22 protein-coding genes and 1 riboswitch are annotated in these 23,773 nt (G+C 72.0%); of the genes, 14 read left to right on the plus strand and 8 right to left on the minus strand.

What is annotated here, in order from left to right; all coding sequences use genetic code 11:
- The first annotated feature begins 87 nt into the window (after positions 1-87).
- The gene (locus GA0070607_RS03240) at positions 88-1,623 is read left to right on the plus strand and encodes a glycosyltransferase family 39 protein (protein WP_089016828.1); all 1,536 of its coding nucleotides are present in this window, start codon (positions 88-90) and stop codon (positions 1,621-1,623) included.
- Complete coding sequence (locus GA0070607_RS03245; protein ID WP_089016829.1) at positions 1,565-2,794, plus strand: glycosyltransferase family 2 protein; 1,230 nt, start codon at positions 1,565-1,567, stop codon at positions 2,792-2,794. Before GA0070607_RS03240 ends, GA0070607_RS03245 begins: the two co-directional genes overlap by 59 nt.
- A 130-nt stretch (positions 2,795-2,924) precedes the next feature.
- Here the strand turns inward: GA0070607_RS03245 and GA0070607_RS03250 are convergent, their stop codons facing one another.
- Together GA0070607_RS03250 and GA0070607_RS03255 are read right to left on the minus strand one after the other, a co-directional pair.
- Positions 2,925-5,408: a DNA gyrase/topoisomerase IV subunit A gene (locus GA0070607_RS03250; protein ID WP_089016830.1), complete on the minus strand. Its 2,484-nt coding sequence runs from the start codon at positions 5,406-5,408 to the stop codon at positions 2,925-2,927.
- A 32-nt stretch (positions 5,409-5,440) separates the two neighbouring features.
- The gene (locus tag GA0070607_RS03255) at positions 5,441-7,498 is read right to left on the minus strand and encodes a DNA gyrase/topoisomerase IV subunit B (protein WP_089016831.1); all 2,058 of its coding nucleotides are present in this window, start codon (positions 7,496-7,498) and stop codon (positions 5,441-5,443) included.
- 272 nt (positions 7,499-7,770) lie between these two features.
- Between GA0070607_RS03255 and GA0070607_RS32230 the strand changes: the two genes are divergently transcribed.
- The 4 genes from GA0070607_RS32230 to GA0070607_RS03270 all read left to right on the plus strand — a co-directional run bounded on the left by GA0070607_RS32230 (position 7,771) and on the right by GA0070607_RS03270 (position 11,081).
- Positions 7,771-7,947 carry a hypothetical protein gene (locus GA0070607_RS32230; protein ID WP_157743072.1) on the plus strand — a complete coding sequence of 59 codons (177 nt, stop codon included), beginning with the start codon at positions 7,771-7,773 and terminating at the stop codon, positions 7,945-7,947.
- Positions 7,948-7,955: 8 nt separating this feature from the next.
- A complete protein-coding gene (locus GA0070607_RS03260; protein WP_089016832.1) occupies positions 7,956-8,690 on the plus strand; it encodes a hypothetical protein in 735 nt (244 codons plus the stop codon).
- Positions 8,691-8,846: 156 nt separating this feature from the next.
- Positions 8,847-10,103, plus strand: coding sequence for an SGNH/GDSL hydrolase family protein (locus tag GA0070607_RS03265; protein ID WP_089016833.1), 1,257 nt, complete (start codon positions 8,847-8,849; stop codon positions 10,101-10,103).
- A gap of 114 nt (positions 10,104-10,217) precedes the next feature.
- Positions 10,218-11,081: an alpha/beta hydrolase family protein gene (locus GA0070607_RS03270; RefSeq protein WP_089016834.1), complete on the plus strand. Its 864-nt coding sequence runs from the start codon at positions 10,218-10,220 to the stop codon at positions 11,079-11,081.
- A 39-nt stretch (positions 11,082-11,120) separates the two neighbouring features.
- On the opposite strand, the gene GA0070607_RS32235 is transcribed toward GA0070607_RS03270, so the two are convergent.
- Complete coding sequence (locus GA0070607_RS32235) at positions 11,121-11,291, minus strand: hypothetical protein (protein WP_157743073.1); 171 nt, start codon at positions 11,289-11,291, stop codon at positions 11,121-11,123.
- Positions 11,292-11,488: 197 nt separating this feature from the next.
- Between GA0070607_RS32235 and GA0070607_RS03275 the strand changes: the two genes are divergently transcribed.
- Positions 11,489-12,118 (plus strand): hypothetical protein, encoded by a 630-nt coding sequence (locus GA0070607_RS03275; protein ID WP_089016835.1) that lies wholly within the window; start codon positions 11,489-11,491, stop codon positions 12,116-12,118.
- A gap of 166 nt (positions 12,119-12,284) precedes the next feature.
- Positions 12,285-12,656, plus strand: a complete 372-nt coding sequence (locus tag GA0070607_RS03280; RefSeq protein ID WP_089016836.1) for a hypothetical protein — start codon at positions 12,285-12,287, stop codon at positions 12,654-12,656.
- A gap of 55 nt (positions 12,657-12,711) precedes the next feature.
- On the opposite strand, the gene GA0070607_RS03285 is transcribed toward GA0070607_RS03280, so the two are convergent.
- Positions 12,712-13,641 (minus strand): DUF72 domain-containing protein, encoded by a 930-nt coding sequence (locus GA0070607_RS03285; protein WP_089016837.1) that lies wholly within the window; start codon positions 13,639-13,641, stop codon positions 12,712-12,714.
- Between the two features lie 131 nt (positions 13,642-13,772).
- On the opposite strand from GA0070607_RS03285, the gene GA0070607_RS03290 reads away from it, so the two are divergent.
- From GA0070607_RS03290 to GA0070607_RS03300, 3 genes are all read left to right on the plus strand, one after another.
- Entirely contained in the window at positions 13,773-14,276 is a 504-nt protein-coding gene (locus GA0070607_RS03290; protein ID WP_089016838.1) for a DinB family protein, read from the plus strand.
- Between the two features lie 123 nt (positions 14,277-14,399).
- A complete protein-coding gene (locus GA0070607_RS03295) occupies positions 14,400-15,203 on the plus strand; it encodes a hypothetical protein (protein WP_157743074.1) in 804 nt (267 codons plus the stop codon).
- 87 nt (positions 15,204-15,290) lie between these two features.
- The gene (locus GA0070607_RS03300) at positions 15,291-15,986 is read left to right on the plus strand and encodes a Pr6Pr family membrane protein (RefSeq protein ID WP_172898973.1); all 696 of its coding nucleotides are present in this window, start codon (positions 15,291-15,293) and stop codon (positions 15,984-15,986) included.
- A gap of 15 nt (positions 15,987-16,001) precedes the next feature.
- Here the strand turns inward: GA0070607_RS03300 and GA0070607_RS03305 are convergent, their stop codons facing one another.
- From GA0070607_RS03305 to GA0070607_RS03315, 3 genes are all read right to left on the minus strand, one after another.
- Positions 16,002-18,083 carry an amylo-alpha-1,6-glucosidase gene (locus GA0070607_RS03305; protein WP_089016840.1) on the minus strand — a complete coding sequence of 694 codons (2,082 nt, stop codon included), beginning with the start codon at positions 18,081-18,083 and terminating at the stop codon, positions 16,002-16,004.
- Entirely contained in the window at positions 18,080-18,469 is a 390-nt protein-coding gene (locus GA0070607_RS03310) for an SCP2 sterol-binding domain-containing protein (protein WP_089016841.1), read from the minus strand. Before GA0070607_RS03310 ends, GA0070607_RS03305 begins: the two co-directional genes overlap by 4 nt.
- Positions 18,470-18,581: 112 nt before the next feature.
- Positions 18,582-19,091, minus strand: coding sequence for a mycothiol transferase (locus GA0070607_RS03315; protein WP_089016842.1), 510 nt, complete (start codon positions 19,089-19,091; stop codon positions 18,582-18,584).
- 78 nt (positions 19,092-19,169) lie between these two features.
- On the opposite strand from GA0070607_RS03315, the gene GA0070607_RS03320 reads away from it, so the two are divergent.
- Positions 19,170-19,685, plus strand: coding sequence for a 2'-5' RNA ligase family protein (locus GA0070607_RS03320; protein ID WP_089016843.1), 516 nt, complete (start codon positions 19,170-19,172; stop codon positions 19,683-19,685).
- A gap of 179 nt (positions 19,686-19,864) precedes the next feature.
- On the plus strand, positions 19,865-20,056 hold the full coding sequence (locus tag GA0070607_RS03325) for a hypothetical protein (protein WP_146218288.1): 192 nt from the start codon (positions 19,865-19,867) through the stop codon (positions 20,054-20,056).
- Positions 20,057-20,071: 15 nt separating this feature from the next.
- Here the strand turns inward: GA0070607_RS03325 and corA are convergent, their stop codons facing one another.
- Entirely contained in the window at positions 20,072-21,202 is a 1,131-nt protein-coding gene (gene corA / locus GA0070607_RS03330) for a magnesium/cobalt transporter CorA (RefSeq protein ID WP_089016845.1), read from the minus strand.
- 207 nt (positions 21,203-21,409) lie between these two features.
- Between corA and GA0070607_RS03335 the strand changes: the two genes are divergently transcribed.
- Positions 21,410-23,380, plus strand: coding sequence for an amino acid transporter (locus GA0070607_RS03335; RefSeq protein WP_231930803.1), 1,971 nt, complete (start codon positions 21,410-21,412; stop codon positions 23,378-23,380).
- An 86-nt stretch (positions 23,381-23,466) separates the two neighbouring features.
- Positions 23,467-23,578, plus strand: a riboswitch (SAM riboswitch).
- Positions 23,579-23,773 lie beyond the last annotated feature (195 nt).

Consider the following 23,773-nt stretch of genomic DNA (forward strand, 5'->3'; position numbering starts at 1 on the left):
TTGGCGCCGGCGCCGGTCCCCCCATGGCGAAGGAAAGCCGTGTTAGCTTGACGGCCAATCACTCTCCGCAGTTTCCTGGAGCGCTCCGTGCCCGTTGGACGCCTGATCGCCCGATCCGTCCGCACCACTCGCACCCTCGTCGACCTGCTGCGTCGCCACGTCGGGCTCACCGTCGTGGTCGCCGCGGGCATCACGCTGCGGATCGTGACGATGATCGCCTACCAACCCGCACTGTGGTTCCAGGGCGACTCCGGCACGTACGTGCGGCTGGCCCGACAGTGGCCGGCCATGCCACCCCGCTGGCCGTTCGCGTGGCTGCTCAAGGCGTTCGAGTGGAGCGGCACGTTCATCTCGGTCGTGGCGGTGCAGCACCTCGCGGGCGTCGCCCTCGCCGTCGCGACGTACCTGGTGCTGCGCCGGATCGGCGTCGGCCCGTGGGTGGCCACCCTCGCGGTGACCCCGGTGCTGCTCGACGCCACCCAGTTCACACTGGAGCAGTACCTGCTCACCGAAACACTCTTCACCACCGCCCTCGCGGTCGCGGCGCTGCTGCTGGTCCGGCGGGAACGACCCGGGACGGCAGCGAGCCTGGTCGCGGGCGTGGCCGTCGCGCTGGGCATGGCGACCCGACCCACCGGTGTGGTCGCCATCGGCGCGCTGCTGCTGTTCCTGCTGCTGCCATGGCGGGGCTGGCGGGCGCCGACCGCGTTCCTGCTCGGCATCGTCGCCCTCTTCGGTGCCGCCTTCGTCGGCATCGGCTCCGTGAAGGGCGCACTCGGCCTCGAAGGCGGCCGGTTCCTCTATGGACGAACCGCGCACTTCGCCGACTGCGACCGGCTGGAACTGCGCCCCGGCCTGCGCAAGCTCTGCCCGGTGCAGCCGCTGGACCAACGACCCGACCGGCCGGACTGGTACATCTGGAACATCAAGAGCCCGATCCTCCAGGCCGAACGACCCGAGGACCTCGACGAGTTCGCCCACGAGGTGATCAAACAGCAGCCGGGCGACTACCTGGCCGCGGTCGCGTCGGACAGCGCGCGCTACTTCTGGCCGACCCGGCTCAAGCCGATGGAGCAGTGCCTGGCCAACTGGTGGCGACCGCAGCCGGCCCCGAGCGACTGGGCCGCCGACTTCAACTGCGTACCGCGCACCGCCAGCCCCGGCTACCAGCCGACTCCGGCGCCGTCCAGGGACGTCGAGGCGAACGCGGCGAGCCGTTTCCTGCACGAGTACGGCCGATACGGCGTGACCCCGGCGCCGGCCATGGCCGCCATGCTCCTGATCGCGCTGGTCGGCGCGGTGTGGCCGCGCCGGGGCCGGCTACGGCTCAGCATGATCGCCCTCCTGTACGCCAGCATCGGCGTCGGGATCATGGTCTTCTCCGTCGCCACCTCCATGTTCGACCACCGCTACGGCCTGCCGGCGCTGGCGTTCCTCCCGGTCGCCGCCGCGGTCGGCTGGCAGCGGCTGCGATCGACACCAGTCTCGACGGACCGGCACACGCCGGCCGACGACGAGCCCGAACGGCTCGCACCCACCATCTCGTCCGAAAGCAACGGGGATCATGACGAACGAACGGGAGATCGAGGTCACGGTACTGCTGCCGTGCCTCAACGAGGCTGAGACGCTGGAGACCTGCGTCCGCAAGGCACTGCGCTCGCTCGAGGAGTGCGGGGTCGTCGGGGAGGTACTGGTCTCCGACAACGGTTCCACCGACGGGTCACAGGAGATCGCCGAGCGGGCCGGCGCCCGCGTGGTGTCCGCTCCGATCCGCGGCTACGGCGGCGCCCTGCTCAACGGAATCGAGCAGGCCCGCGGCCGGTACGTCATCATGGCCGACGCGGACGACTCGTACGCGTTGTCGGACCTCGGGCCGTTCATCGAGGCGCTGCGCGCCGGGCACGACGTCGTCATGGGCAACCGGTTCCGGGGCGGAATCGCGGCCGGCGCCATGCCGCCGCTGCACCGGTACCTGGGCAACCCGGTGCTCAGTTGGCTCGGTCGGGCGCTCTTCGGCCTGCGCGAGGTCCGGGACTTCCACTGCGGCATGCGCGGCTTCGACGCCGAGCGGGTCCGGGCGCTCGGGCTCTGCATGCCGGGCATGGAGTTCGCCTCCGAGCTGGTGGTGCGGGCCGCGCTGGCCGGCTACGACATCGTCGAGGTGCCGACCACCCTCTCGCCGGACGGGCGGTCCCGGCCGCCACACCTGCGCACCTGGCGGGACGGCTGGCGGCACCTGCGGTTCCTGCTGGTGTTCGCCCCGCGCAAGACCCTGGTCCGGCCGGGCGCGTCGCTCACCCTGCTCGGGCTGGTCGGCGCCGGCGCGCTCACCCCGGGCCCGCTGTCGCTGGGCCCGGTCCAGCTCGACGTCAGCACCCTGGTGTACGCGTGCCTGATGGTGATCGTCGGCGTGCAGCTCATGCTCTTCGGCGGACTGGCCGAAATCTACGGCCGGCAGGAGCGGCTCGTCCCCCAGCGCGCGTCGGACCGCTGGATCCGCCTCCTGCGGCTGGAGACCAGCGTCACCACCGGCCTGCTGCTGCTCGCCGCCGGCGCGGCGGGCACCGTCGGCGCGGTCTCCTACTGGGGACTGGACGGCTTCGGCGACCTCAACCCGGGCGACACGCTGCGAGTGGTGCTGCCGTCGGCCACCGCGATCGCGCTCGGCGTGGTCGTGCTCTTCTCCGGGCTGGTCGGCAGTCTCCTCACGCTCCGCCCGGCGTACCCGGCGCCGACGATCGTCCGGCAGCCCGGCCCGGAACGTGAGCGTGAGCGAGTCCCCAGCACCACGTAACCCAGCCGCCCCACCCCCGCCCCGTTGATCATGAAGTTGTTGCCGTCGACACCGGCGTGTCGCGGCAATAACTTCATGATCAACCCGAGGTGGTGTGGGGTGGGGCCCCGGAGGATTGGGGGTGGGTGGGTCAGTCGCGTTCGATCAGGTGGCCGACCACCGTCGGGCCGAGCATCACGGCGAAGCCGGAGCCGTCGCGGCGCGGGTCGGCGGCGGGCAACTCGACCGGTTCACCCGTGCCGGTAGCGCCCACCGGCCGCGGCCCCACCCAGGCGACGACCACATCCGTCTCGTCCTTGAGGAAACGGTGCGCGCGCACACCGCCGGTCGCCCGACCCTTCGCCGGATACGCCTTGAACGGCGTCACCTTGACCGTCGCCCCGGTGGACGTGACCACCATCGGCTCTCCGTGGCCCGGGTCGTCGGTGCGCACCGCACCGAAGTAGACCACCCGCGATCCGGCGGGCAGGTTGATGCCGGCCATGCCGCCACCCTTGAGGCCCTGCGGGCGGACCAGCCCAGCGGCGAAGCGCAGCAGCGACGCCTCCGAAGTGACGAAGGTCAGCGTCTCGGCGCCGTCGGTCAGCCAGGTCGCCCCGACCACCTCGTCACCGTCCCGCAGGCCGATCACCTCGAACTCGTCGGAGCGCACCGGCCACTCCGGCGCGCAGATCTTCACCACGCCCTGCCGGGTGCCGAGCGCCAGCCCCGGCGAACCGTCCGCCGGCCCGCCGAGCGGGGCCAGGCCGACCACCGTCTCCCCCGCCTCCAGCGGCACCAGCTCGGCGGCGGACATGCCGCCCCGCAGCGACACCGTGCCGGCCTGCTCGGGCAGCACCGGCAACGGCAGCACGTCGATCTTGAAGGCCCGGCCGGCGCTGGTCACCAGCAGCACCCGACCGCGGGCGGTGGAGTGCACGATCGCGCGGACAGTGTCGTGCTTGACCCGGCCGTTGCGGCGACGCCCCTCGGCGCTCTCCTCCGACTCGGCCGCGGTCCGGGCGACCAACCCGGTCGCTGACAGGATCACCTGACACGGGTCGTCGGCGACCTCCAGCGGCCCGGCCGGCGCCGACGCGGCCAGCACCTCCTTGAGGTCACCATCGACCAGCGTGGTGCGCCGTTCGGTGCCGAACTGCTTGACCACGGCCGCCAGCTCGTCGGAGACCAGCTTCTTGAGCACCTTGTCGTCGTCGAGGATCGTGGACAGCTCGGCGATCTCCGTGCGCAGCCGCTCCTGCTCGGCCTCCAGCTCGATCCGGTCGTACTTCGTCAGGCGGCGCAGCGGAGTGTCCAGGATGTAGGTGGCCTGGATGTCGGAGAGGCCGAACTGACTCATCAGCCCGTCCTTCGCGGCCTGCGCGTCGTCACTGCCCCGGATCAGCCGGACCACCCGGTCGATGTCCAGCAGCGCGATCAGCAGGCCGTCGACCAGGTGCAGCCGCTCCTGACGCTTGCGGCGGCGGTACGAGCTGCGCCGGGTGACCACCTCGTACCGGTGCGCCAGGAACACCTCCAGCAGCGCCTTCAACCCAAGCGTGCGGGGCTGCCCGTCCACCAGCACCAGGTTGTTGACACCGAACGACTGCTCCAGCGGGGTGAGCCGGTAGAGGTCGGCGAGCAGGGCCTGCGGGTTGACACCGACCTTGCACTCGATGACCAACCGGGTGCCGCTCTCCCGGTCGGTGAGGTCCTTGACGTCGGCGATACCGGTCAGCCGCTTGGTCTTGGTGACCTCGTTGGTGATCGCCGCGATGACCTTCTCCGCGCCAACGCCGTACGGCAGCTCGACCACGGTGATCGCCTGGCGCCCGCGGCTGCCCTCGAGGGGGCCGATCTCCACCTTGCCGCGCATCCGCACCACACCGCGCCCGGTCTCGTACGCCCGGCGCACCTCGTCCAAGCCGAGCAGCACGCCGCCGGTGGGCAGGTCGGGGCCGGGGACGAACTCCATGAGCTTGTCCAGGGTGGCGTCCGGGTGGTTGATCAGCCAGCGGGCGGCGGACACCACCTCGGCCAGGTTGTGCGGGATCATGTTGGTGGCCATCCCGACCGCGATCCCGGACGCGCCGTTGACCAGCAGGTTGGGGAAGGCGGCCGGCAGCACGGTCGGCTGGGTCAGCGAGCCGTCGTAGTTGGGCTCGACGTCGACGGTGTCCTCGCCCAGCTCACCGACGAGCAGCATCGCCTCGCGCGACATCCGCGCCTCGGTGTAGCGCGCCGCCGCCGGCCCGTCGTCCGGGGAACCGAAGTTGCCGTGCCCGTCGATCAGCGGGACGTTGAGCGAGAAGTCCTGCGCGAGGCGGACCATCGCGTCGTAGATCGCAGTGTCGCCGTGCGGGTGGTACTTACCCATGACGTCGCCGACCACCCGCGCGGACTTCACGTGCCCACGGTCGGGTCGGTAGCCCTGCTCGTACATCGACCAGAGGATGCGCCGGTGCACGGGCTTGAGGCCGTCGCGGGCGTCGGGCAGGGCGCGGGAGTGGATGACCGAGAACGCGTACTCCAGGTAGGAGTCGGAGACCTCGGTGACCAGCGGGTTGTCGAAGACCCGCGCGCCGGCCTGGTCGAACGAGGAGAGGTCGACCTTGTTTTCCTTGCGGCGTGCCATGACTCAGCTTTCCCCTCGGACGGTACCCGTGCTCATGCGTCGATCGCCTCGCGGTCGACGCGGTCGGCGGAGTCGATGAGCCAGTTGCGGCGCGGCTCGACCTTCTCGCCCATCAGCAGTTCGAGGATCCGCTCGGCGGCGTCCACGTCGTCGAGGGTGATCCGGCGGACGGCGCGGGTGGCCGGGTTCATCGTGGTGTCCCACAGCTCGTCGGCGTCCATCTCACCGAGGCCCTTGAACCGCGGGATCGGGGTGACGATCTGCTTGCCGGACTTCTCCAGCTTGCGGACCGTCGCCTCCATCTCCGCCTGGGTGTAGGTGTAGGTGGTCTGCGGGTTGCGACCCTTGGTGGTGATCTTGTGCAGGGGTGGCATCGCGGCGTAGAGCCGGCCGGCCTCGATCAGCGGGCGCATGTACCGGGCGAAGAGGGTGATCAGCAGCGTACGGATGTGCGCGCCGTCCACGTCCGCGTCGGCCATGATCAGCACCCGGCCGTAGCGCAGGGCGGAGAGGTCGAAGGTGCGCCCCGAGCCGGCGCCGAGCACCTGGACGATCGCCGCGCACTCGGCGTTGTCCAACACCTGCTGGAGGTTGGCCTTCTGCACGTTGAGGATCTTGCCGCGGATCGGCAGCAGCGCCTGGTATTCCGAGGAGCGGGCCATCCGGCTCGTCCCGAGGGCGCTGTCGCCCTCGACGATGAAGAGCTCGCTGCGGTCGATGCCGGTGGCACGGCAGTCGACCAGCTTCGGCGGCATCGACGCGCCCTCCAGGGCGGTCTTGCGCCGGGCGGCGTCCTTCTGCTGCTTCTGGGTGAGCCGGACCCGCGCCGCGTCGACGACCTTCTGCAGCACTGTGCGCGCCTCGGCCTTGGTGCGCTTGTCCTCCAGCCAGGCCTTGAGGTGCGCCTCGACCAGCGTGTGGATCACCTTGGTGATGCCCGTGGTGGAGAGCTCGTCCTTGGTCTGCGAGGTGAACTGCGGCTCGGGGATGCGCACGTGCACCACGGCGGTCATCCCCTCCAGGACGTCGTCCAGGGTGGGTGGCTCCTCCTTGGCCTTGAGCAGCCCGCGCGTGTTGCGGACGGCGTCGGCGAGGGTGCGCGCCAGGGCCCGCTCGAAGCCCTTGCGGTGCGTGCCGCCGTGCGCGTTGCGGATGGTGTTGGTGAAGCACTCGACTGTGCGCTCGTAGCCGGTGCCCCAGCGGAACGCCACCTCGACCTCGGCGCGGCGCTGCACGTTGGACTGCATGACGCCGTTGGCATCGGCGGCGTTCTCCCGGTACGTCCCCTCGCCGGTGACCAGCAGCGTGCCCGAGACCGGCCGGTCGCCGGCCGGGGCGAGGAACTCCACCATGTCGCTGAGCCCGTTGGGGTAGTGGAACTTCTCCTCGGTGGGCGCCTCGCCGGTCAGGTCGCGCAGCAGGTAGAGCACACCGGGGACCAGGAAGGCGGTGTTGCGCAGCTTCATCCGGACCGTGTCGACGTCGAGTGCCGCGCCGGTCTCGAAGTAGCGGGCGTCGTGCCACCAGCGGATCGAGGTGCCGGTGGACTGCCTGCGCTTCATCGCGCCGACCACCTGGAGCCCGGGGCCGGCGGTGAACGGCGCGTCCGGCCCGTCGCCGTCGAAGATCCCCGGCACGCCGTGCCGGAAGGACATCGCGTGGATCTTGCCGGCCCGGCGGACGGTCACGTCGAACCGGCGGGACAGCGCGTTGACCGCGGACGCGCCGACGCCGTGCAGGCCGCCGGAGGTCTTGTAGCCGGAGCCGCCGAACTTGCCGCCCGCGTGCAACCGGGTGAGCACCAGCTCGACGCCGGAGATCCCGGACTTGGCGTGCACGTCGGTGGGGATGCCCCGGCCGTCGTCGTCGACCTGCACCGAGCCGTCGGCGTGCAGCGTCACCTCGACGTGGGTGGCGTGGCCGGCGACACCCTCGTCGGTGGAGTTGTCGAGGATCTCGTTGACGAGGTGACCCACGCCACGGCTGTCGGTGGAGCCGATGTACATGCCGGGCCGCTTGCGGACAGCGTCCAGCCCCTCAAGGTGGGTGAGGTCATCGGCCCCGTACAGGGTGTCAGGCTCTGCGGTCAACTGGTCGTACTCCCCGGTCTCGGCGGTGTGCTGCCGGTCACCGGCGACATGAGCCGGCGTGGCGCGCCGCAGCGAGCCTAGCCCGAGGCTGGGACAACTCCCGGAGGACCTACGCGACCCGCCGTGCCTCAGTCCCCGGACGTGAGCCAACGAACAGCCCGCGCCCGGCCTGGTTGCCCGTCGGTGATCATGGGGTCACGCGGCGGTCGTCCAGCCACTACGCTGACTGGCGATCGTGGCCGGCTGGAGCACGGGCGCGGGGCGGGGGTGGCATGGACGAGGTTGAGTCGACGGGCCGGCTGGCGGCCGCGCCGCCGTGGCCGTTGACCCGCGCCGAGATCGACGCGTTCGGCGGCGCCGGGCTCGCGCCGGTCCGGGTCGAGGAGATCCAGGAACAGAGCGGGGTACGCCGCTGGCGCGCCGAATTCCACAGCGGGCCGATCCGATGAGCGCGTCCATGGACCCGGGTACGACCAGTCGTCAGGAGGCCGTCGGGGTGGACGAGACGACTGGCGGCGCTGTCCGGCGCGCCATCGGTACGCGGGCCCGGCCGTGGCTGCTCGCGGGCACCCTGTTTGCGGGGCTGCTCGCCGCCGTGGCCCTGATCGCCGCGATGGGCCCCGCGGACCGCACGTTCGCCGGTCTCTCGGACACGGTCCAGAGCCTGATGTCGGTCGCAACGCCGCTCTTCGGCATTCTGCTGGTGGGCGACCTGCGACGGGCGCCCGATGCCGTCCGGGTCATCCCCACGGTGCTCGCGGTGGGGCTGCCGGCCGTCGTCATCGGCGTCGTCGGGGTGCTCATCTGCGCCACGACGCTCGCTCTGACCCCGGCCGACGTCGCCGGCGACCCGTGGCGGCACGCCGGGACCGTCGCGGTCGGCAGCGTGTTGGCGCAGGTCGTCGCCGGGCTGGTGGGCACCGGGCTGGGCCTGCTGCTGCGTTCGCCCGTCGTCGCGTTCCTCGGCACCATCGTGTTGCCGCTGGGCGTGTACGCGCTGCTGGGCGCCGTGGACACCCTCCTGCCCGCCCAGGCCTGGCTCACCCCGTACGGCAGCGTGCGCAACCTGCTCTCGGGCGACATGAGTGTCCTGCGGTGGGCACAGTGGCTGACCGTTCTCCTGATCTGGGGTGTCGGTCTGAACGCCGCTGGCGCGGCGTTGCTGAGGCGACGCCGGCAGACCGACCGGTAGGTCAGCTCGGCGCCACCAGCCCGACAGCTCGGCGGTGGCCCGTCCGGGCGTGTCTTTCATCGAACGATTCTGTTACGAGCCATTGACGCCTGTCGCACGGGGGTGATCTGATCGCGCTCTCAGAGAATCTTTCATCTTTCGATGGATGGGAGCCCCATGGCCAGGTTCCGGCGTACCGCGCTCGCCGCGGCACTCACGATCGTCACGGCGGCGCTGTCGACCGCCGTCGCGCTGCCCGCCCCCGCGTCCGCCGCGCTGCCCACCGCCGCGGTGGCGCTCGGCGACAGCTTCATCAGCGGCGAGGGCGCCGGGGCCTACACCCCGGTCGTCGACGTCAACGGTGTCGCCCAGGGCTTCCCCGGCTGGACGGCACCGAACAACAACGCGTTCTTCTGCCACCGTTCGGCGAACGCCTCGTTGAACCAGGCCAACCTGCCGGGCATCCAGAACCGGTTCAACCTGGCCTGCTCCGGCGGCCAGCCGCACGACATCGCCAACGCCTCCCAGGCGCGAGCCAACGGCCGTACCGTGGCCTCGCAGCTCAACCAGCTCCGTGCCGTCGCGCAGACCCAGGACATCGACCTGGTGCTGGTCGGCCTGGGTTCGAACAACAGCTCGTTCACCTTCGGCAGCGTGGCGGAGAAGTGCGCCAACCGGTTCATCGCCGACGCCTGGACGGGTTGGTGGGAGTTCTGGGCGTACCTGGGCGGCCCGGTGGAGCAGAAGCCGTGCACTGACGCCGACCTGGCCACCGCCGCGCAGCTCAGCGCCGCGACCGCGGAGACCACCGCCGCGGTACGACAACTGCTGACCACTCTCGACCAGGTGGACGCGGACGGGCAGCACCGGATCGTGTTCCAGGACTACACCAACCCGCTGCCGATGGACCTGAACCCGACGTTCCACACCGAGGACGGCCGGGACGACACCCGGGACAAGTTCCGCGACCTGGGAGCCGAGCGGTACGCGGCCGGTTGCCCGATCCATCGGGCCAGCCTGATGCCCGGACACCGCTTCTCGCAGGGTCTCGGCACGATTGTGAAGTCCACCCGGGACACCCTGGCCGCCGAGTTCCCCGCCGCCGACCTGGTCTACCTCAACGTGCAGCGGGCCTTCGACGGCGCGCGGCTCTGTGAGTCGTCGAACAGTCCGACCGGCGCGCTGGCCACCCCGATCCGGCTCCAGGACAGCCCGAACGGCACCTTCGTCACCAGCCTCTCCGGCAAGGACAAGATCGCGATCCAGCGAATCGCCAACACCTGCGTCAGTTACTTCCAGACCTGCCAGGAGTCGTGGCACCCGAACGCCACTGGGCACCAGGTGCTCGGCCAGTGCCTCAGCGGCGCCGCCGCCACCAGCGCCCGCGCGGTGGCCTGCGTGCGGGCCAGCAACGGGACGATCTCGGTTTCCTGACCCGGATCGTCACCGGAGGCCCCGCCACCCGGCGGGGCCTCCGTCGCGTCCGCCACGGATGAGAGCGGCCAGCGGCGGCTACCCGCCGGTAACGTCGGCCCGTAGGCTGGGCCCGTGAACGGGGACACGGAGTACTCGCAGGAATTCGTCGACGTCGACGGCGGTCGGCTCGGTGTGCAGGTGTATCCCGAGCCGGCCGGACCGGCGGGGGCGCCGATGGTGGTTATCTGGCCCGCGATGGGGGTCCGCGCCCGCTACTACCGGCCGTTCGCGGCCGCGCTGCGCGCCGCCGGGCTGGGGGTGGTCGTGGTCGACCTGCGCGGCACCGGGACGAGCACCCCCGCGCCGAGCCGCGCCGACCGGCACGGCTACAGCGAGCTGGCCGGCGACGTCGGCACCGTGCTGGCCGCGCTCAAGCCGCGGCTGGACGGGCGTACCCGGCTGCTGCTGGGGCACTCGCTCGGCGGGCAGGCCGCGCTGCTGCACCTCGCCCTGCACGGTGGTGACGCGGTGGACGGGCTGGCGCTGGTCGCGGTCGGCGTCCCCTACTGGCGAAGCTATCCCGGCCGGCGCGGCCTCGGCGTGCTGCCGTACACCCAGGGGATCGCCGCGACCGCCGCGCTGCTCGGGGTCTGGCCGGGCTGGAGTTTCGGCGGCCGGCAGGCACGCGGAGTGATCAGAGACTGGGCGTACACCGCGCGGACCGGCCGCTTCCCCCGGCTGGACGGCACGGACACCGAGGCGGCGGTGCGCGCGGTACGAACCCCGGTGCTGGCGGTCAGCGTGGACGACGACCAGTACACACCGCACGAGTCCATGGACCACCTCTGCGCGAAACTCACAGCGGCGCCGCTGACCCGCGAGCGGTACACAGTGGCCCAGGCCGGCGCGGCGCTGGACCACTTCACCTGGGTCCGCGCGGGCACCCCGCTGGCACAGCGGGTCGCCCGCTTCGCCGGCGACCTGCCGCACCGCTGAGCGGTACCGGCCGGTCGCCGCGTGGCCCGGCCGGCCCGCTCACTCCTCCTGGTCCAGCGGCACCAGGTCGCCGTCGCGCTCCACCCGGACCTCACCGTGGTCCTTGCGCGGCGGCACCTCCGCGGTGTTCCTGTGCGGGTCGTTGTCCGGGTGCATGAGCACCGCGTCGGTACTGGCGGTCTTCTCCCGGCTCTCCTCCGGCTGCGACATCCCGTTCCCCTCTCCCTCAGCGTCTGTCGAGATCTACCCACCACGGACCGAACGACTCCTGCCGGCGACGATGCGGCAATCCAGGGCCCGGATGTCCTGGTCGTACCGGTTGCGGCGCGGACCGGCCCGCCGGGGGCGGGGTTAGCGGCCCGGGCGGCGGGTAAGCCGCAGCGCCCGACACGGCGGAAGGGGATCAGATGTCCGAACGGCATACCGCACTGCGCTCGATGCACGATCTGGGTCTGGCGGCCTGGTTCGGCGGCTCCCTCATGGGAGCGCTCGGCGTCAACGGCGCGGCTGCGAAGATCAGTGACTCCACACAGCGGCTCCCGGTCGCCTCGGCCGGATGGTCCAAGTGGACCCCGGTCAACGCGGCCGCCATCGGGGCCCACCTGGCCGGGGCGGTCGGTGAACTGGTGACGGAGAGCCCACGGATGGCCAGCCAGTCCGGTGTCGCCCGCGCCAGCACCATCAAGACGGCGCTGACGATCGGCGCGCTCGCGGTGACCGGCTACAGCCGGTTGATCGGCATGCGCTTGGAGAAGGCGGGCGCCCCACCGGTGAACGGCGCCACCGAGCCGAACCACCAGACCCCGGCCAGGGTTGCCGCCTCGCAGCGGCAGATGAGGATGCTCCAGTGGGCCATCCCGGCGCTGACCGGGACGCTGGTGGTGGTCACCGCGTACATGGGTGAGCAGCAGAAACCCGGTCAGGTGTTCCGGGGGATGCTCGGCCGGGCCGGAATGCTGATGGGCGCCCCGAAGGGGATGGCCAAGATCGCCGGCATGGGCGCCGGCAAGCGGCAGATGGCGATGGCCGGGCGCTGAGCGCCGCGCTGGCCGGCGTCCCGCCGGCACCTCGACGGCGGGGCGCCGGCCGGCTCTGCGCCGCAGTTACGACCGGGCATGGCGCGCGGCCGCGACCGGGCGAGCCTGACGGCCTGGGAAGGGCAATCGTCCGCCGGTAGCGGCGGACCCGACGAGCGGGGTGGCCATGACGGCGCACGAGGGACGCAGTGGCGGCGGCGACCGGCTGGAGCCGGAGGCGGTCGAGCCGTGGAAGACCGAGGACGGTTTCGACGCCGAGCCGCCCTGGGGCGCGGATGAGCACTCGCCGATGGACGAGGGCAGCGAGGAGACGGCGGTGCCCGAGGGGCAGCGGGGTGATCGCCGCGCCGGCGCCCCGGCGGGCCGGTCCGGCTCGGCAGGCCGGCACGGTTTCGGCTCGGTGGAACCGACCCGTACCACCGCGGCCGGACCGGGCGCGCCCCCGGACCCGGCGCCCAGCCGCCGGTCCTTCCCGGACGACGCGGACATCGACGAGCGGGCCGAGGACGCGCTGCGGACCCGGGGCCGGCGCTCCTGACGGCACCCACCCGGCGTCGTCCGGCCCGGGGCACCTGGGCGCCGACGCCCGACCTTCAGCCGGTCGACGTGGCGCGGGCCGGGACGCTCTGGCGCTCCGGCTCGGCTCCGAGAATGTTCTCGGTGAGCAGCTGCGCCAGTCGGGTGGCGTCGCGCTGTGCCTGACCGGCGCAGCAGTTGTTGAACAGCACGTGCAGCTCGTCGGCCGGGTGGGCCAGCTCGGCGAGCAGCCCGGCCCAGTGCCGCAGCTCCTCCTCGGCGTACGCGTAGCGGAACTTGTCCTGCTTGTCGCCGTCGCGCCAGGCGTCGCTGTGGCCGTGGAACCGGACGATCGCCGGCTCCGCCGTGGTGGTCAGGATCGGCGGCACCGACGACGGGTGGCCCTGCGGCATGTCGACGCAGACCAGCGAGAGGTCGTGCGCGCGCAGCAGGGCCATCGTGGCCGGTGCCGCGGTCTCGTCGAACCAGGATCCGTGCCGCAGTTCCACGGCGACCCGCCACGGCCGGCATCGCCGTGCCAGCTCGGCGATCCGGCGTTCGGCGGCGGCACCGCGTACCAGCCACGGCGGGAACTGCAGCAGCACCACACCCAGCTTGCCGGCCGCCGCGATCGGGTCCAGCGCGGCCCGGAACCGGGACCACAACTCGTCGTAGGCCCGCTCCGGCAGGTCGCGACGACGGATCCGGCTCGGGCCGGTGGCCGGGCGCAGGTCGCGGGGCAGCGCGGCGACCGGCGTCGGGTGACCGGTGAAGAGGCTGAACGCCTTGACGTCGAAGGTGAACTCGGCCGGTGTGGCGTCGACCCAGCCCTGCGTGACCTCCGGCAAGGGGATCGCGTAGTAGGAGGTGTCCACCTCGACCAGTGGGAACCGCCCGGCGTAGTAGGCGAGTCGACCGGCTGGGGTGTTGGCCGAGCGCGGGTACCACCCCGAGCGCAGCAGCGACTGGTCGGCCCAGGACGACGTGCCCACCCTAATCACACCCATGTCATTCAGTGGACCGCCCCACGCCCGGATCGGCAACCGCTGGCGGCCCGCGCCGCCCTCGGGTCGGTCAGGGATTGTCGGTGCCGCCTCCTACGCTGGCGCGCAGCACACATCGACGGAGAGGCGGCACCATGACCAGCACCGAGCAGCTCACCGGAGAGCGGGCCGACCTGCTGCAGACACTGCGCCGACACCGGGGTTTCCTCCTGCACACCGTCGACGGGTTGACCGACGACCAGGCGGCCACCTGCAGCACGGTCAGCGAGCTCTGCCTCGGCGGCCTCATCAAGCACGTGGCCGGCACCGAACACCGGTGGATGCTCTTCGCCGTCGGCGGCGCGGAGGCGATGCAACGCGAGGAGATCGACTGGGCGGGCCAGTTCCGGATGGCGCAGGGCGACACCCTGGCCGGGCTCGTCGAGCGGTTCCGGCAGGTTGCCGACCAGACCGACGAACTGATCGCCACCCTCGACCTGGACGCGGCGCATCCGCTGCCCCAGGCGCCCTGGTTCGAGCCGGGGGCGAGCTGGACGGTCCGCCGGGTGCTGCTGCACCTGATCGCCGAGACGTCTCAGCACGCCGGGCACGCCGACATCCTGCGCGAGGCGATCGACGGCGCCAAGACCATGGGCTGAGCGGGCTGAGCGGCCAGGGGCGTTCGCCAGCGGTCCCGTCGTCCACCTCGCGTGTCACTCCACATCCGCCCCCGCGCGGACGGATGTGACACCGCGCAGGCGGCCGGCGCTGAGGGACACGAGATGAACGCAGACCGGATGGACCAGGAGACCGCCGAGCGGCTGCTCGGCGGGTCCGTCGAGCCATCGGCCGGGCCACGACCTGTCGTGCTGCTGCTGACCGCGGCACGCGCCGCACCGCGCCCCGCGGAGCTCGCCGGTGAGGACGTCGCCGTGCTGGCCTTCCGCCGGGAGCGCCACGGCCGCCTCGGTCGCGAGCCCGCCCCGCAGGCCGGGGAAGACGTCACACCGGCCGGTCCCCGACCGACCGCCGGCCGTTCACGCGGCCTCGCCTGGTTCGGTGCCAGGGCCGCCGTGGCAGCCCTGGCCCTGGCCGTTGGCGGCGGGGTGGCGCTGGCCGCCACCAACGGCCCGGCGCCCCGCCGGCCGCGTCCGCCCACGGCCACCCCGGCGCCCGCCGATCCACCCGCCGCACCCGCCCCGACCACGGGTGGCGGGCAGCTCATATCGGACGCACCCGTGACGAGCGCACCGCTGCCGCCCGCCTCGGTGCCCCCTGACATGCGGGGCCAGTGCCGGGTGTACCAGGCGGTCGCCGCGGACGACCGCGGCCGCGCCCTCGACAACCCGGTCTTCTCCGGGCTGGTCGCCGCCGCCGGTGACCGGCAGCGGGTGGCCGGCTACTGCGTGCGGGTCCTGGCCGCCGAGCCGGCGCCGGACCGGGAGGCCAACGGGCGACCAGAGACCGCGCCGAGTCGGCGCAAGGAACCGCCCGGCCCCCTGGACAACCGGCCCACCCCCGCCGGACCGGACCGCACCGCACCGGGCAACGGCCGGCACTCCCCGCCGGGCGGCCCACCTACCTGACCGGCCGGGACGCCCGCTGGCTGCTCCCCCGACCCGTGCGGCTCGTCCAGCCGAGCGGCGTCGCCCGTGGACTGATAACTTGCCCCGATGAGTCTGCGGCGGCGACGCGCGGCGGCGGTCCTGCGCCCGGCGGTGGTGCTCAGCGTGCTGGCCGGAATCGCACTCACCGCGCTCGGCCCGGCCACCGTCACCGGACTGCTGCCGTACTTCACAATCCAGAGCAACGTGGCGGTCGGCGCTCTCGCGCTGTACGCCGGCCTCAACGCCTGGCGGGACCGGCCCGATCCCCCGTCGGCGCTACGCGGCGCGGTCACCCTCTACATCACCATCACCGGCGTGGTCTACCACCTGGTGCTCGCCAACCCCGCCAGCCCGTTCGCGATGGCCCAGCCGGACCGGGCCGCCGGCGAGGCACTCGGCAACCAACTGCTGCACACTGTCGTGCCGCTGCTGGCGGTCGCCGACTGGGTGCTGTTCGACAAGCGTGGCCGGCTGCGCCCGCGGTACGCGGCCTGGTGGCTGGCGTTTCCGCTGGCCTACCTCGGCTTCGCCCTGCTGCGGGGGCTGGTCGTGCACGGCTATCCGTACCCGTTCCTGGACGCGGGCGAGCTGGGCTACGCCGGGGTGGCGATCAGCGCGCTGTCCTTCGCCGTCGCGTTCTGGCTGCTCGGCCTGCTCTTCGTCGGCATCGACCGCACACTCTCGCGGCGTACCGCCACCCGACCCACACCTACCGCACACAGTGATCAGGAAGTAGTCGTCACCGCCGACCGCGTGCCCTGACGCACCCTCGCTGACTCACCGAAGTCGACGACGGCCGGTGGACATGGGGGAACGGTCTCCGGCGTACGCGTCGGTGAGACCCCAACGGCCCGGGATGTCCAGCAGCTCGACCCTGCCGAAGCCCGCTGGCAGGGCCGGGTTGACCAGAAGGTTGTCGCCGGTGGGCCGCAGCCCCATCAGGGTGCCCAGCAGCATCAGCAGCGCGCCCGAGGACCACGACTGCGGGCGACCCGCCGCCGGCAGCTGGACGGGATACTTCGTGATACTGCGCTCGTAGCCGGCGATCAGCTCCGGCACCGCCCCGCCGAGCGTCTGCGCCATGTCGAAGATGCCGGCCGCGATCCGGCCCGCGTGCGCGTCGAAGCGGTAATGCCGCAGCCCCGCCGCGATCACGGCGTTGTCCGACGGCCACACCGCCCCCAAATGTGAGCCCACCGGGTTGTACGGACGCTGCCCGGCGGCGAAGGTGCGCACCCCCCAACCGCTGAACAGCTGCGGGCCGAGCAGGTGCTCGGCGACCGCCTCGGCGCGGTCGTCCGCGACGATCCCGCTCCACAGCAGATGCCCGATGTTGGAGGAGAGCGCGTCGGTCGGCTCGCCGTACGGGTCCAGCGCCAACGCGTAGTACTCCCGTTCCGGCAACCAGAAGTCCCGGTTGAACCGGTCCTTCAGCTCCGCCGCCTCCCGCTCCAGCCGGTCGGCGTACCCGGGGTCGCCCCAGAACTCCCGGGCAAGCCGCGCGCCGCGCCGTTTCGCGTCGTACACGTAGCCCTGCAACTCGCAGGTGGCCCGGGGAAGCGCCGGTTTCCGGCCGCACGCGTCGGTGATCGCGTCCGGGGAGTTCTTCCAGCACTGGTTGATCAGTCCGTGCCGGTCGTTGCGACGCTGGTAGCGCAGGTACCCGTCGCCGGTCAGGTCGCCGTACTCGTCGATCCAGTCCAGTGCCATCCGGGCCGGGTGGCGCAGCTCGCGGACCAGGTCCGCGTCGCCGGACCAGCGCTCGTACTCGTCGAGCAGGACGACGAACAGCGGGGTGGTGTCCGCCGCGCCGTAGTACAGCACGTCCGGCCGGTCGGCGAACGCGGCCGACTCGCCGTAGCGGAGCTGCGCGAGGATCTTGCCCGGCTCCTCGTCGTGCTCGTCGTCGAGCTGACCGCCCTGCAACAGCGCCAGCAACCGCAGCGTCGCGGAGGCCAGCTCGGGAGTGAACGCGATGGTCTGCAGGCAGGTGAAGATGCTGTCCCGCCCGGAGAGTCCCATCGCCCACGGCAGGCCACCGACCGGCACCCGCGTGTCGTGCGCCAGCGGCAGGTAGCGCAGCGCCGCCAGGTCGGCCAGGCTGCCCCGGTAGGTCTCCTCCAGACCGTCCCGTTCGGCCACCAGCTGCGGGGCCCGGTCCATCCACGCCGCCAGATCCTCGCGCATCCCGACGCGTACGTGCTTCCGGTGTTCGTCCAGGTCCTTGCGCAGGTCCCGGCCGCCCTCGCCCTGGATGTTCATGGCGACGTGCAGGTCGGTCTCCCACGTCCCCTCGGGCTCGATCCGGATCTGGAACGTCATTCCCCGCTCGTCCACGTCGGCGGGAGCCGTACTGCTGATGGTGGTTGTCCGGGCGAACCGCTCCCGCTCGTACCGCAGCACGAGCTGGTTGCGCGCGGAGTCGGCGGCGACGCCGACGTCCCGTCGTCGCAGCTCATGGCCCTGAGCAACCTCGGCCAGGTCGGCGAGGTCGGCGAAGTCGTTGCCCATGTCCATCCGCACGGTGAACTCGGCCGGCTGCGCCGAGTGGTTGAGCAACGTGATGCGCTCATTGAAGCTGTCGTTGATCGAGCGGTGCCGGATGACCGACACGTCGGCGTCGACGTAGTGACTCGCCGCGCCCGGGACCAGGAAGAACCGGGTCTCGAAGTACGTCATGTCGTCGCGGGAGAGCACGTTCAGCTCTTCCCCGCCGATACGCAGCACCCAGCGCGACAGGAAGCGGGTGTCGAACGAGAAGAGCCCGACCGGAGCGCCCGGGGTATCCACCACGTCGCCCTGCGCGTCGCTGATCGCGAAGGCGTTCCCCGCGATCACGTTCACAAGTCCCCGGCTCACTGCCGCTCCTCCCGCCCGGCCATGGCGGCCCGACCCAGCTCACGCGGATGGCGGGCACCGGCCGACCCGGGAAAGATGCGCCGCAGCAGCATCAGCAGCTGCATGTTTCCCCGCGCGGTCAGCTCGTTGCGCAGCAGCGCCATCGCCACGTGGGTCTCCCCGCTCGCCAACCGGTCGAAGACCTCCGGGGCGGCCCGGATGACCAGGTCCGCCTCGTCGCTCGACTTGGTCACCCGCACGTGCTGGTCGGCGACGGTCAGGTACCAGTGCTCGGTGTGGCCGTCCTCGCGCGCGTCCAGCCGGAGTGTCCCGGAGGTCGTCTCCGGCAGGTCGCCACGCCGGCCGGAGTCCAGCTGTCGCAGGTGTTCCCCCACTGTCGTACCCATCACGTCCCCTCCCTCCGCTTCCCCGCAGGATCCCCCGCTACGGGGTGAGGCCGGCTCACCCGTACCGGGTGACCACCGGCGCGTGCCGGGAGCCCGGCGGACGCCCTTGCGGTCAGTCGGCTCCGATCAGGCCGCGGACGTAGCTGGCCTGCCCGACGTGTTGCAGGTCGTCCTCGGCGACGCTGACCAGCCGGACGCCGAGGGTGACCGGTGGATCCCACGCCTCGTCGACCACGCGGTCCAGGTCCGCCGGACGCAGACCGGCCAGGAACAGTCGGGTCCGTTCCGAGACCGCCTCGTAGTAGTCGATCAGCGCCTGCGCGCTCTCCGGCCGCACCGCCGCGACCTGTGCGGGCGAATGGCCGTAGCCGGTGTCGTCCGGGTCGGCGGTGAGCCCGAACCGTCCCGCCCAGTCCCCACTCACCCAGACCTGGTCGGTGTCGAGCAGGTCGGCGACGTGATCGTCCTGGACGCGGGTCAGGTGCCAGACCAGCCAGCCGATCGTGTTGGCGCCCGGACCGGGCGCCCGGTGCAGCTGCTCGGGGGTGAGGCCGTCGACCGCCGCGCGAACGAGGTCGGGCAGGCGGTCGTACGCCTCGGTCAGCAGGTCACTCACGTCCACGGGTCACGCCTCCTGGTCTTGTTTCCGATCAGGTACCGCCGGGGTCGTCGGACAAACCTCTGCCGTTACGGTGATCACGTGGTCGCCGCGTTGGAGCTGTATCTGGATCCGGACGCCACCCGGCGGATCCGGGTGCTCTGGGACGCGCTGGAGGCCGAGGGCGTGCAGAGCATGCGTTCGCTGCTGGAGCAGCGCCACCGCCCGCACGTCTCGCTCGCGGTGGCGCCCCGCTTCGACCCCGAGCAGGTCGCCGCGGCGCTGCGCGGCACGATCGTGGCCACACCGCTGCGGCTCGACTTCCAGCACGCCGGCCAGTTCGTCGGCCGGGTGCTGTGGCTCGGCCCGACGGTCACCCCGGAGTTGCTGGCGCACCACCGGCTGGTGCACGACCGGCTGGCCGCTGCCGGCATCACCCTGGTCGAGCACTACCAGCCGGGACGCTGGGTGCCGCACTGCACCCTCTCCATGCGGGTACCGAACGTGCTGATGGCCGCCGCGGTGCGCCGCTGCCTGGAGGTGCTGCCGGTGGCCGCGACAGTGGTCGGCGCGGCGCTCACCGACCACGCCCGCGGCATCGCCCACCCGCTGCCCTGACCCCACCGCACCGGACGGCGAGAGTCGGGAAACCGAAAACCAGGGGTACGGACGAGCCCGGGCGTGCGATGGTGCGAGATGGCTGCTGTACCGGTGGCGATCTGCCCGCACGCGGATGGCCCGGCCGGAGGCGCGGGCGTACGTCGCGCGGCCCGGGGCGGCTTCGACGAGGAGAGGCAGTGCCCATGCAGGCTCAGCGCAGGCCACCGCGTACCGAGCGGAGCCAGACCCGGGACGACCGGACCGGCGGCGGCATGACCGGAGCGGCCACGCCGCTGACCATCTGGGCCGCTGCCGTGCTGCTCGGCCGGATCGGCGCCGGCGACGACGACAGCGAGGACGAGCGGCACATCCTGCGTGGCATCGAGTGACCCTCGCCGGTCCGGTCACAGCCAGCCGCGCCGCTTGAAGACCAGGTAGAGGCTGCCGCAGACCACGGCCATCAGCAGGAGCGCGAACAGGTAGCCGTAGCGCCAGTTCAGCTCCGGCATGTGCACGAAGTTCATTCCGTACACAGTGCCGATCAGCGTGGGCGCGAACAGGATCGCAGCCCACGAGGAGACCTTCTTCAGCTCCTCGTTCTGCGCGTAGCTGGCCGCGGTGAGGCTGCGCATCTCCTCGTTCTGCTGCTGTGAGACGAGGGTGGCGTTGACGGTGAGGATGTTCTGCAGCAGATGCCGGAAGCCGTCCACCCGCTCCACCACCTGGGTGAGGTGGTCAATCACGTCCCGCAGGTAGCGGCGCAGTTCCTCGTCGGTGCCGTAACCGCCGGCGCCGGCAGCGAGCGCGTCGAGCACGGTGAGCAGCGGACGGGCGGCCCGCTGGAACTGGATGACCTCGCGGCTGAGCCCGTAGATGCGCCGGCTGGCGTTCGGGTCGCCGCCGAAGACCTCGGTCTCGATCTCGTCGATGTCGTTCTCCAACCCGGCCACCACCGGCGCGTAACCGTCGACCACCTGGTCGAGGATCGCGTACAGGATCACCTCCGGGCCCTGGGCGAGCATCTGCGCGTCGGCCTCCAGTCGCCGCCGCACCGCGGCCAGGTCCGGTGCCTCGCCGTGCCGGACGGTGACCACGAACCCGGGCCCGATGAACAGGTGCAGCTCGGAGAACTCGACCTCTTCCCGCAGGTCGTCGTACCGGGCGGCGCGCAGCACCACGAAGAGCGTGTGCCCGTACCGTTCCAGCTTGGGCCGTTGGTGGGCGTTGATCGCGTCCTCCACCGCCAGGTCGTGCAGCCGGAACTCCCGGGCCAGCGAGGTGATCTGGTCGATGTCGGGCCGGTACAACCCGATCCAGGCCATCGCGTCGCGCTGCTCCTGCAGGCAGCGGTACGTCTCGGCGAGGCCGTCAGGTGACGCGAACCGGTGCCCACGGATGTAGACGGCGCTGTCCACCAGGCCGCCGGTGGGCGGCGCGGGCGGCTTCACCCGCGGTGGCTGGCCGACGCGGACCTCGTGCTCATCGAGCCGGCGGCCGAAGCCACCGCCCGGGCGGAACCGACGGCCGCCGACCATGACCCGCTCCCTCCCCGGACGCACACCCGGCGGCTGCCCCGAACCGTCGGACTGTTCGGGGCGGGACGCCGGGAGGCGCTGCTTCCCCCATGTCCCCGGCCCGAAACCCACGACGCGCCGTCCGCCAGGGTGCCCGGGCGGGCGGGTTCCCCGCACTGGCGGACCCGCCCGGGCCTGCTGGCGGATACTCGCGATGACCGTGGGCGGATGACGGGGGAAGCGCCGATGGAGGTCGACAGGCGCGCCGGCCGCCGAACCGGTCGGCTGCGGGCGTGGCTGTTCGACGGCGCTTCGGAGCAGGCGGTGCAGCGGCACGGCCCGCACGGGCGCCCGCCGGAACATCGCCGCCACTCATGGTGGAAGGTGATGTGCCTGACCGGCGTCGACTACTTCTCGACCCTCGGCTACCAGCCGGGCATCGCCGCGCTGGCCGCCGGCGCGCTCTCCCCGGTGGCGACCCTGGTGCTGGTGCTGGTGACCCTGCTGGGTGCGCTGCCGGTCTACCGGCGGGTGGCGGTGGAGAGCCCGCACGGCGAGGGCTCCATAGCGATGCTGGTACGCCTGCTGAGCTACTGGCCGGGCAAGCTGTTCGTGCTGGTGCTGCTCGGTTTCGCGGCCACCGACTTCATCATCACCATCACCCTCTCCGCGGCCGACGCGACCGCGCACATCGACGAGAACCCGTTCTGGCCGACCGGGCTCAGGGGACACGAGGTCCTGCTCACGCTGCTGTTGGTGGCGCTGCTGGGCGCGGTGTTCCTCAAGGGGTTCGGCGAGGCCATCGGGATCGCCGTCGTCCTGGTCGCGGTCTACCTGAGCCTGAACGCGGTGGTGATCGCCGTCGGTCTGTGGCGGGTGGTGACGCATCCGAGCGCGGTCGCGGACTGGACCAGCGCACTGACCACCAGCCACGGCGATCCCCTGCTGGTGATCGGGCTCTCGCTGCTGGTGTTCCCGAAGTTGGCGCTGGGCCTGTCCGGCTTCGAGACCGGGGTGGCGGTGATGCCGCACATCCGCGGGGATCGGCGGGACTCTGAGGACCAGCCGCTGGGCCGCATCCGCGGCGCGCGACGACTGCTCACCACCGCGGCTGTGATCATGAGTGTCTTCCTGGTCACCAGCAGCGTGACCACCACCGTCCTGATCCCGCCCGAGGCGTTCCAGCCGGGCGGGCCGGCGAACGGCCGGGCGCTGTCCTACCTGGCGCACGAGTACCTCGGTGAGGTGTTCGGCACGGTCTACGACCTGTCCACCATCGGCATCCTCTGGTTCGCGGGGGCCTCGGCGATGGCCGGGCTGCTCAACCTCGTACCCCGGTACCTGCCCCGCTACGGCATGGCGCCGACCTGGGCCCGGGCCGTACGGCCACTGGTGCTGGTCTTCACAGCGGTGGCGTTCCTGATCACGGTCGCCTTCGGGGCGAGCGTGGACGCGCAGGGCGGCGCGTACGCCACAGGTGTCCTGGTGTTGATCACCTCGGCGACGACGGCGGTGACCCTCGCGGCGCGGCGGCGGCGCCAGCGCGGCCGGACTGTCGCGTTCGGGGTCATCGCGATCGTCTTTCTCTACACCACGGCGGCGAACGTGGTGGAACGTCCCGACGGCGTGAAGATCGCGGCCTGCTTCATCGGCGGGATCATCGTGGTGTCGGTGCTGTCCCGGCTGGTGCGGGCCTTCGAGCTCCGGGTCGACCGGGTTGAGCTGGACTCCGAGGCCACCCGGCTCATCGACGAGTGCGGCGGGCGTCGCATCCGCCTCATCGCGCACGAGCCGGCCACCCGGGACCGCGCGGAGTACCGCGACAAGCTCGCCCAGACCGTGGCGGACAACGACTTCCCGGCCGACAGCGCCGTGATCTTCGTCGAGGTGACGGTCACCGACCCGTCGGACTTCGAGACCGAGCTGCTGATCCGCGGCAGCGTGGAGCACGACCGGTACCCGGTGCTCAGCCTGGCCAGTTCCTCGGTGCCCAGCGCGGTGGCCGCCCTGCTGCTGGACATCCGCGACCGGGCGGGGCGGTGCCCACACATCTACTTCGAGTGGACCGAGGGGAAACCGGGCGGAAACTTCCTGCGCTACCTGGCGTTCGGTCACGGCGAGATCGCCCCGGTCACCCGGGAGATCCTGCGCCGCCAGGAACCCGACCCGCGCCGGCGTCCGCACGTGCACGCCAGCTGACCTGCCGACCGGACGCCCGTCGCGGACGGTGAGCGTGGTCATAACGACTGGACGATCCACCTCCCCGGGCTGCTAGCCTCGGCGCAGGTCATGAGCGCCAGCGCGAAGCCCCGGCTCGCTGGCCGGCAACCCTCCTCCGCGGTGGGGTGCCCCGGGTGAAGACCAGGCACCGGCACGACGTCGGTGCAAGCGTGGCCTGGCACCCAGGTCAGCACAGACCCGGGAGAACCATGCGCATCCTCAGCACCACACCATCGGCCGACGCCGCGGATTCCCGCACCGGCTGGCCCCCACCGGCACTGACCCGGCGGCGGCACGTGGACATGATGCGGGTGTGCAGCGCCGCCTGTCGCGGCCGCGCCGCGTACTAGCGCACCCCTTTTCGAACCCATC

It is taken from the genome of Micromonospora coriariae (assembly GCF_900091455.1).
GTDB lineage: Bacteria > Actinomycetota > Actinomycetes > Mycobacteriales > Micromonosporaceae > Micromonospora > Micromonospora coriariae.

Excerpts from the sequence above, each read along its gene's own strand:
- GA0070607_RS03245 (WP_089016829.1), top strand. The coding sequence starts at position 1,565 with ATGACGAACGAACGGGAGATCGAGGTCACGGTACTGCTGCCGTGCCTC.
- GA0070607_RS03250 (WP_089016830.1), bottom strand. The coding sequence starts at position 5,408 with ATGGCACGCCGCAAGGAAAACAAGGTCGACCTCTCCTCGTTCGACCAG.
- GA0070607_RS32230 (WP_157743072.1), top strand. The coding sequence starts at position 7,771 with ATGGACGAGGTTGAGTCGACGGGCCGGCTGGCGGCCGCGCCGCCGTGG.
- GA0070607_RS03260 (WP_089016832.1), top strand. The coding sequence starts at position 7,956 with ATGGACCCGGGTACGACCAGTCGTCAGGAGGCCGTCGGGGTGGACGAG.
- GA0070607_RS03265 (WP_089016833.1), top strand. The coding sequence starts at position 8,847 with ATGGCCAGGTTCCGGCGTACCGCGCTCGCCGCGGCACTCACGATCGTC.
- GA0070607_RS32235 (WP_157743073.1), bottom strand. The coding sequence starts at position 11,291 with ATGTCGCAGCCGGAGGAGAGCCGGGAGAAGACCGCCAGTACCGACGCG.
- GA0070607_RS03275 (WP_089016835.1), top strand. The coding sequence starts at position 11,489 with ATGTCCGAACGGCATACCGCACTGCGCTCGATGCACGATCTGGGTCTG.
- GA0070607_RS03280 (WP_089016836.1), top strand. The coding sequence starts at position 12,285 with ATGACGGCGCACGAGGGACGCAGTGGCGGCGGCGACCGGCTGGAGCCG.
- GA0070607_RS03285 (WP_089016837.1), bottom strand. The coding sequence starts at position 13,641 with ATGGGTGTGATTAGGGTGGGCACGTCGTCCTGGGCCGACCAGTCGCTG.
- GA0070607_RS03290 (WP_089016838.1), top strand. The coding sequence starts at position 13,773 with ATGACCAGCACCGAGCAGCTCACCGGAGAGCGGGCCGACCTGCTGCAG.
- GA0070607_RS03295 (WP_157743074.1), top strand. The coding sequence starts at position 14,400 with ATGAACGCAGACCGGATGGACCAGGAGACCGCCGAGCGGCTGCTCGGC.
- GA0070607_RS03300 (WP_172898973.1), top strand. The coding sequence starts at position 15,291 with ATGAGTCTGCGGCGGCGACGCGCGGCGGCGGTCCTGCGCCCGGCGGTG.
- GA0070607_RS03310 (WP_089016841.1), bottom strand. The coding sequence starts at position 18,469 with ATGGGTACGACAGTGGGGGAACACCTGCGACAGCTGGACTCCGGCCGG.
- corA (WP_089016845.1), bottom strand. The coding sequence starts at position 21,202 with ATGGTCGGCGGCCGTCGGTTCCGCCCGGGCGGTGGCTTCGGCCGCCGG.
- GA0070607_RS03335 (WP_231930803.1), top strand. The coding sequence starts at position 21,410 with ATGACGGGGGAAGCGCCGATGGAGGTCGACAGGCGCGCCGGCCGCCGA.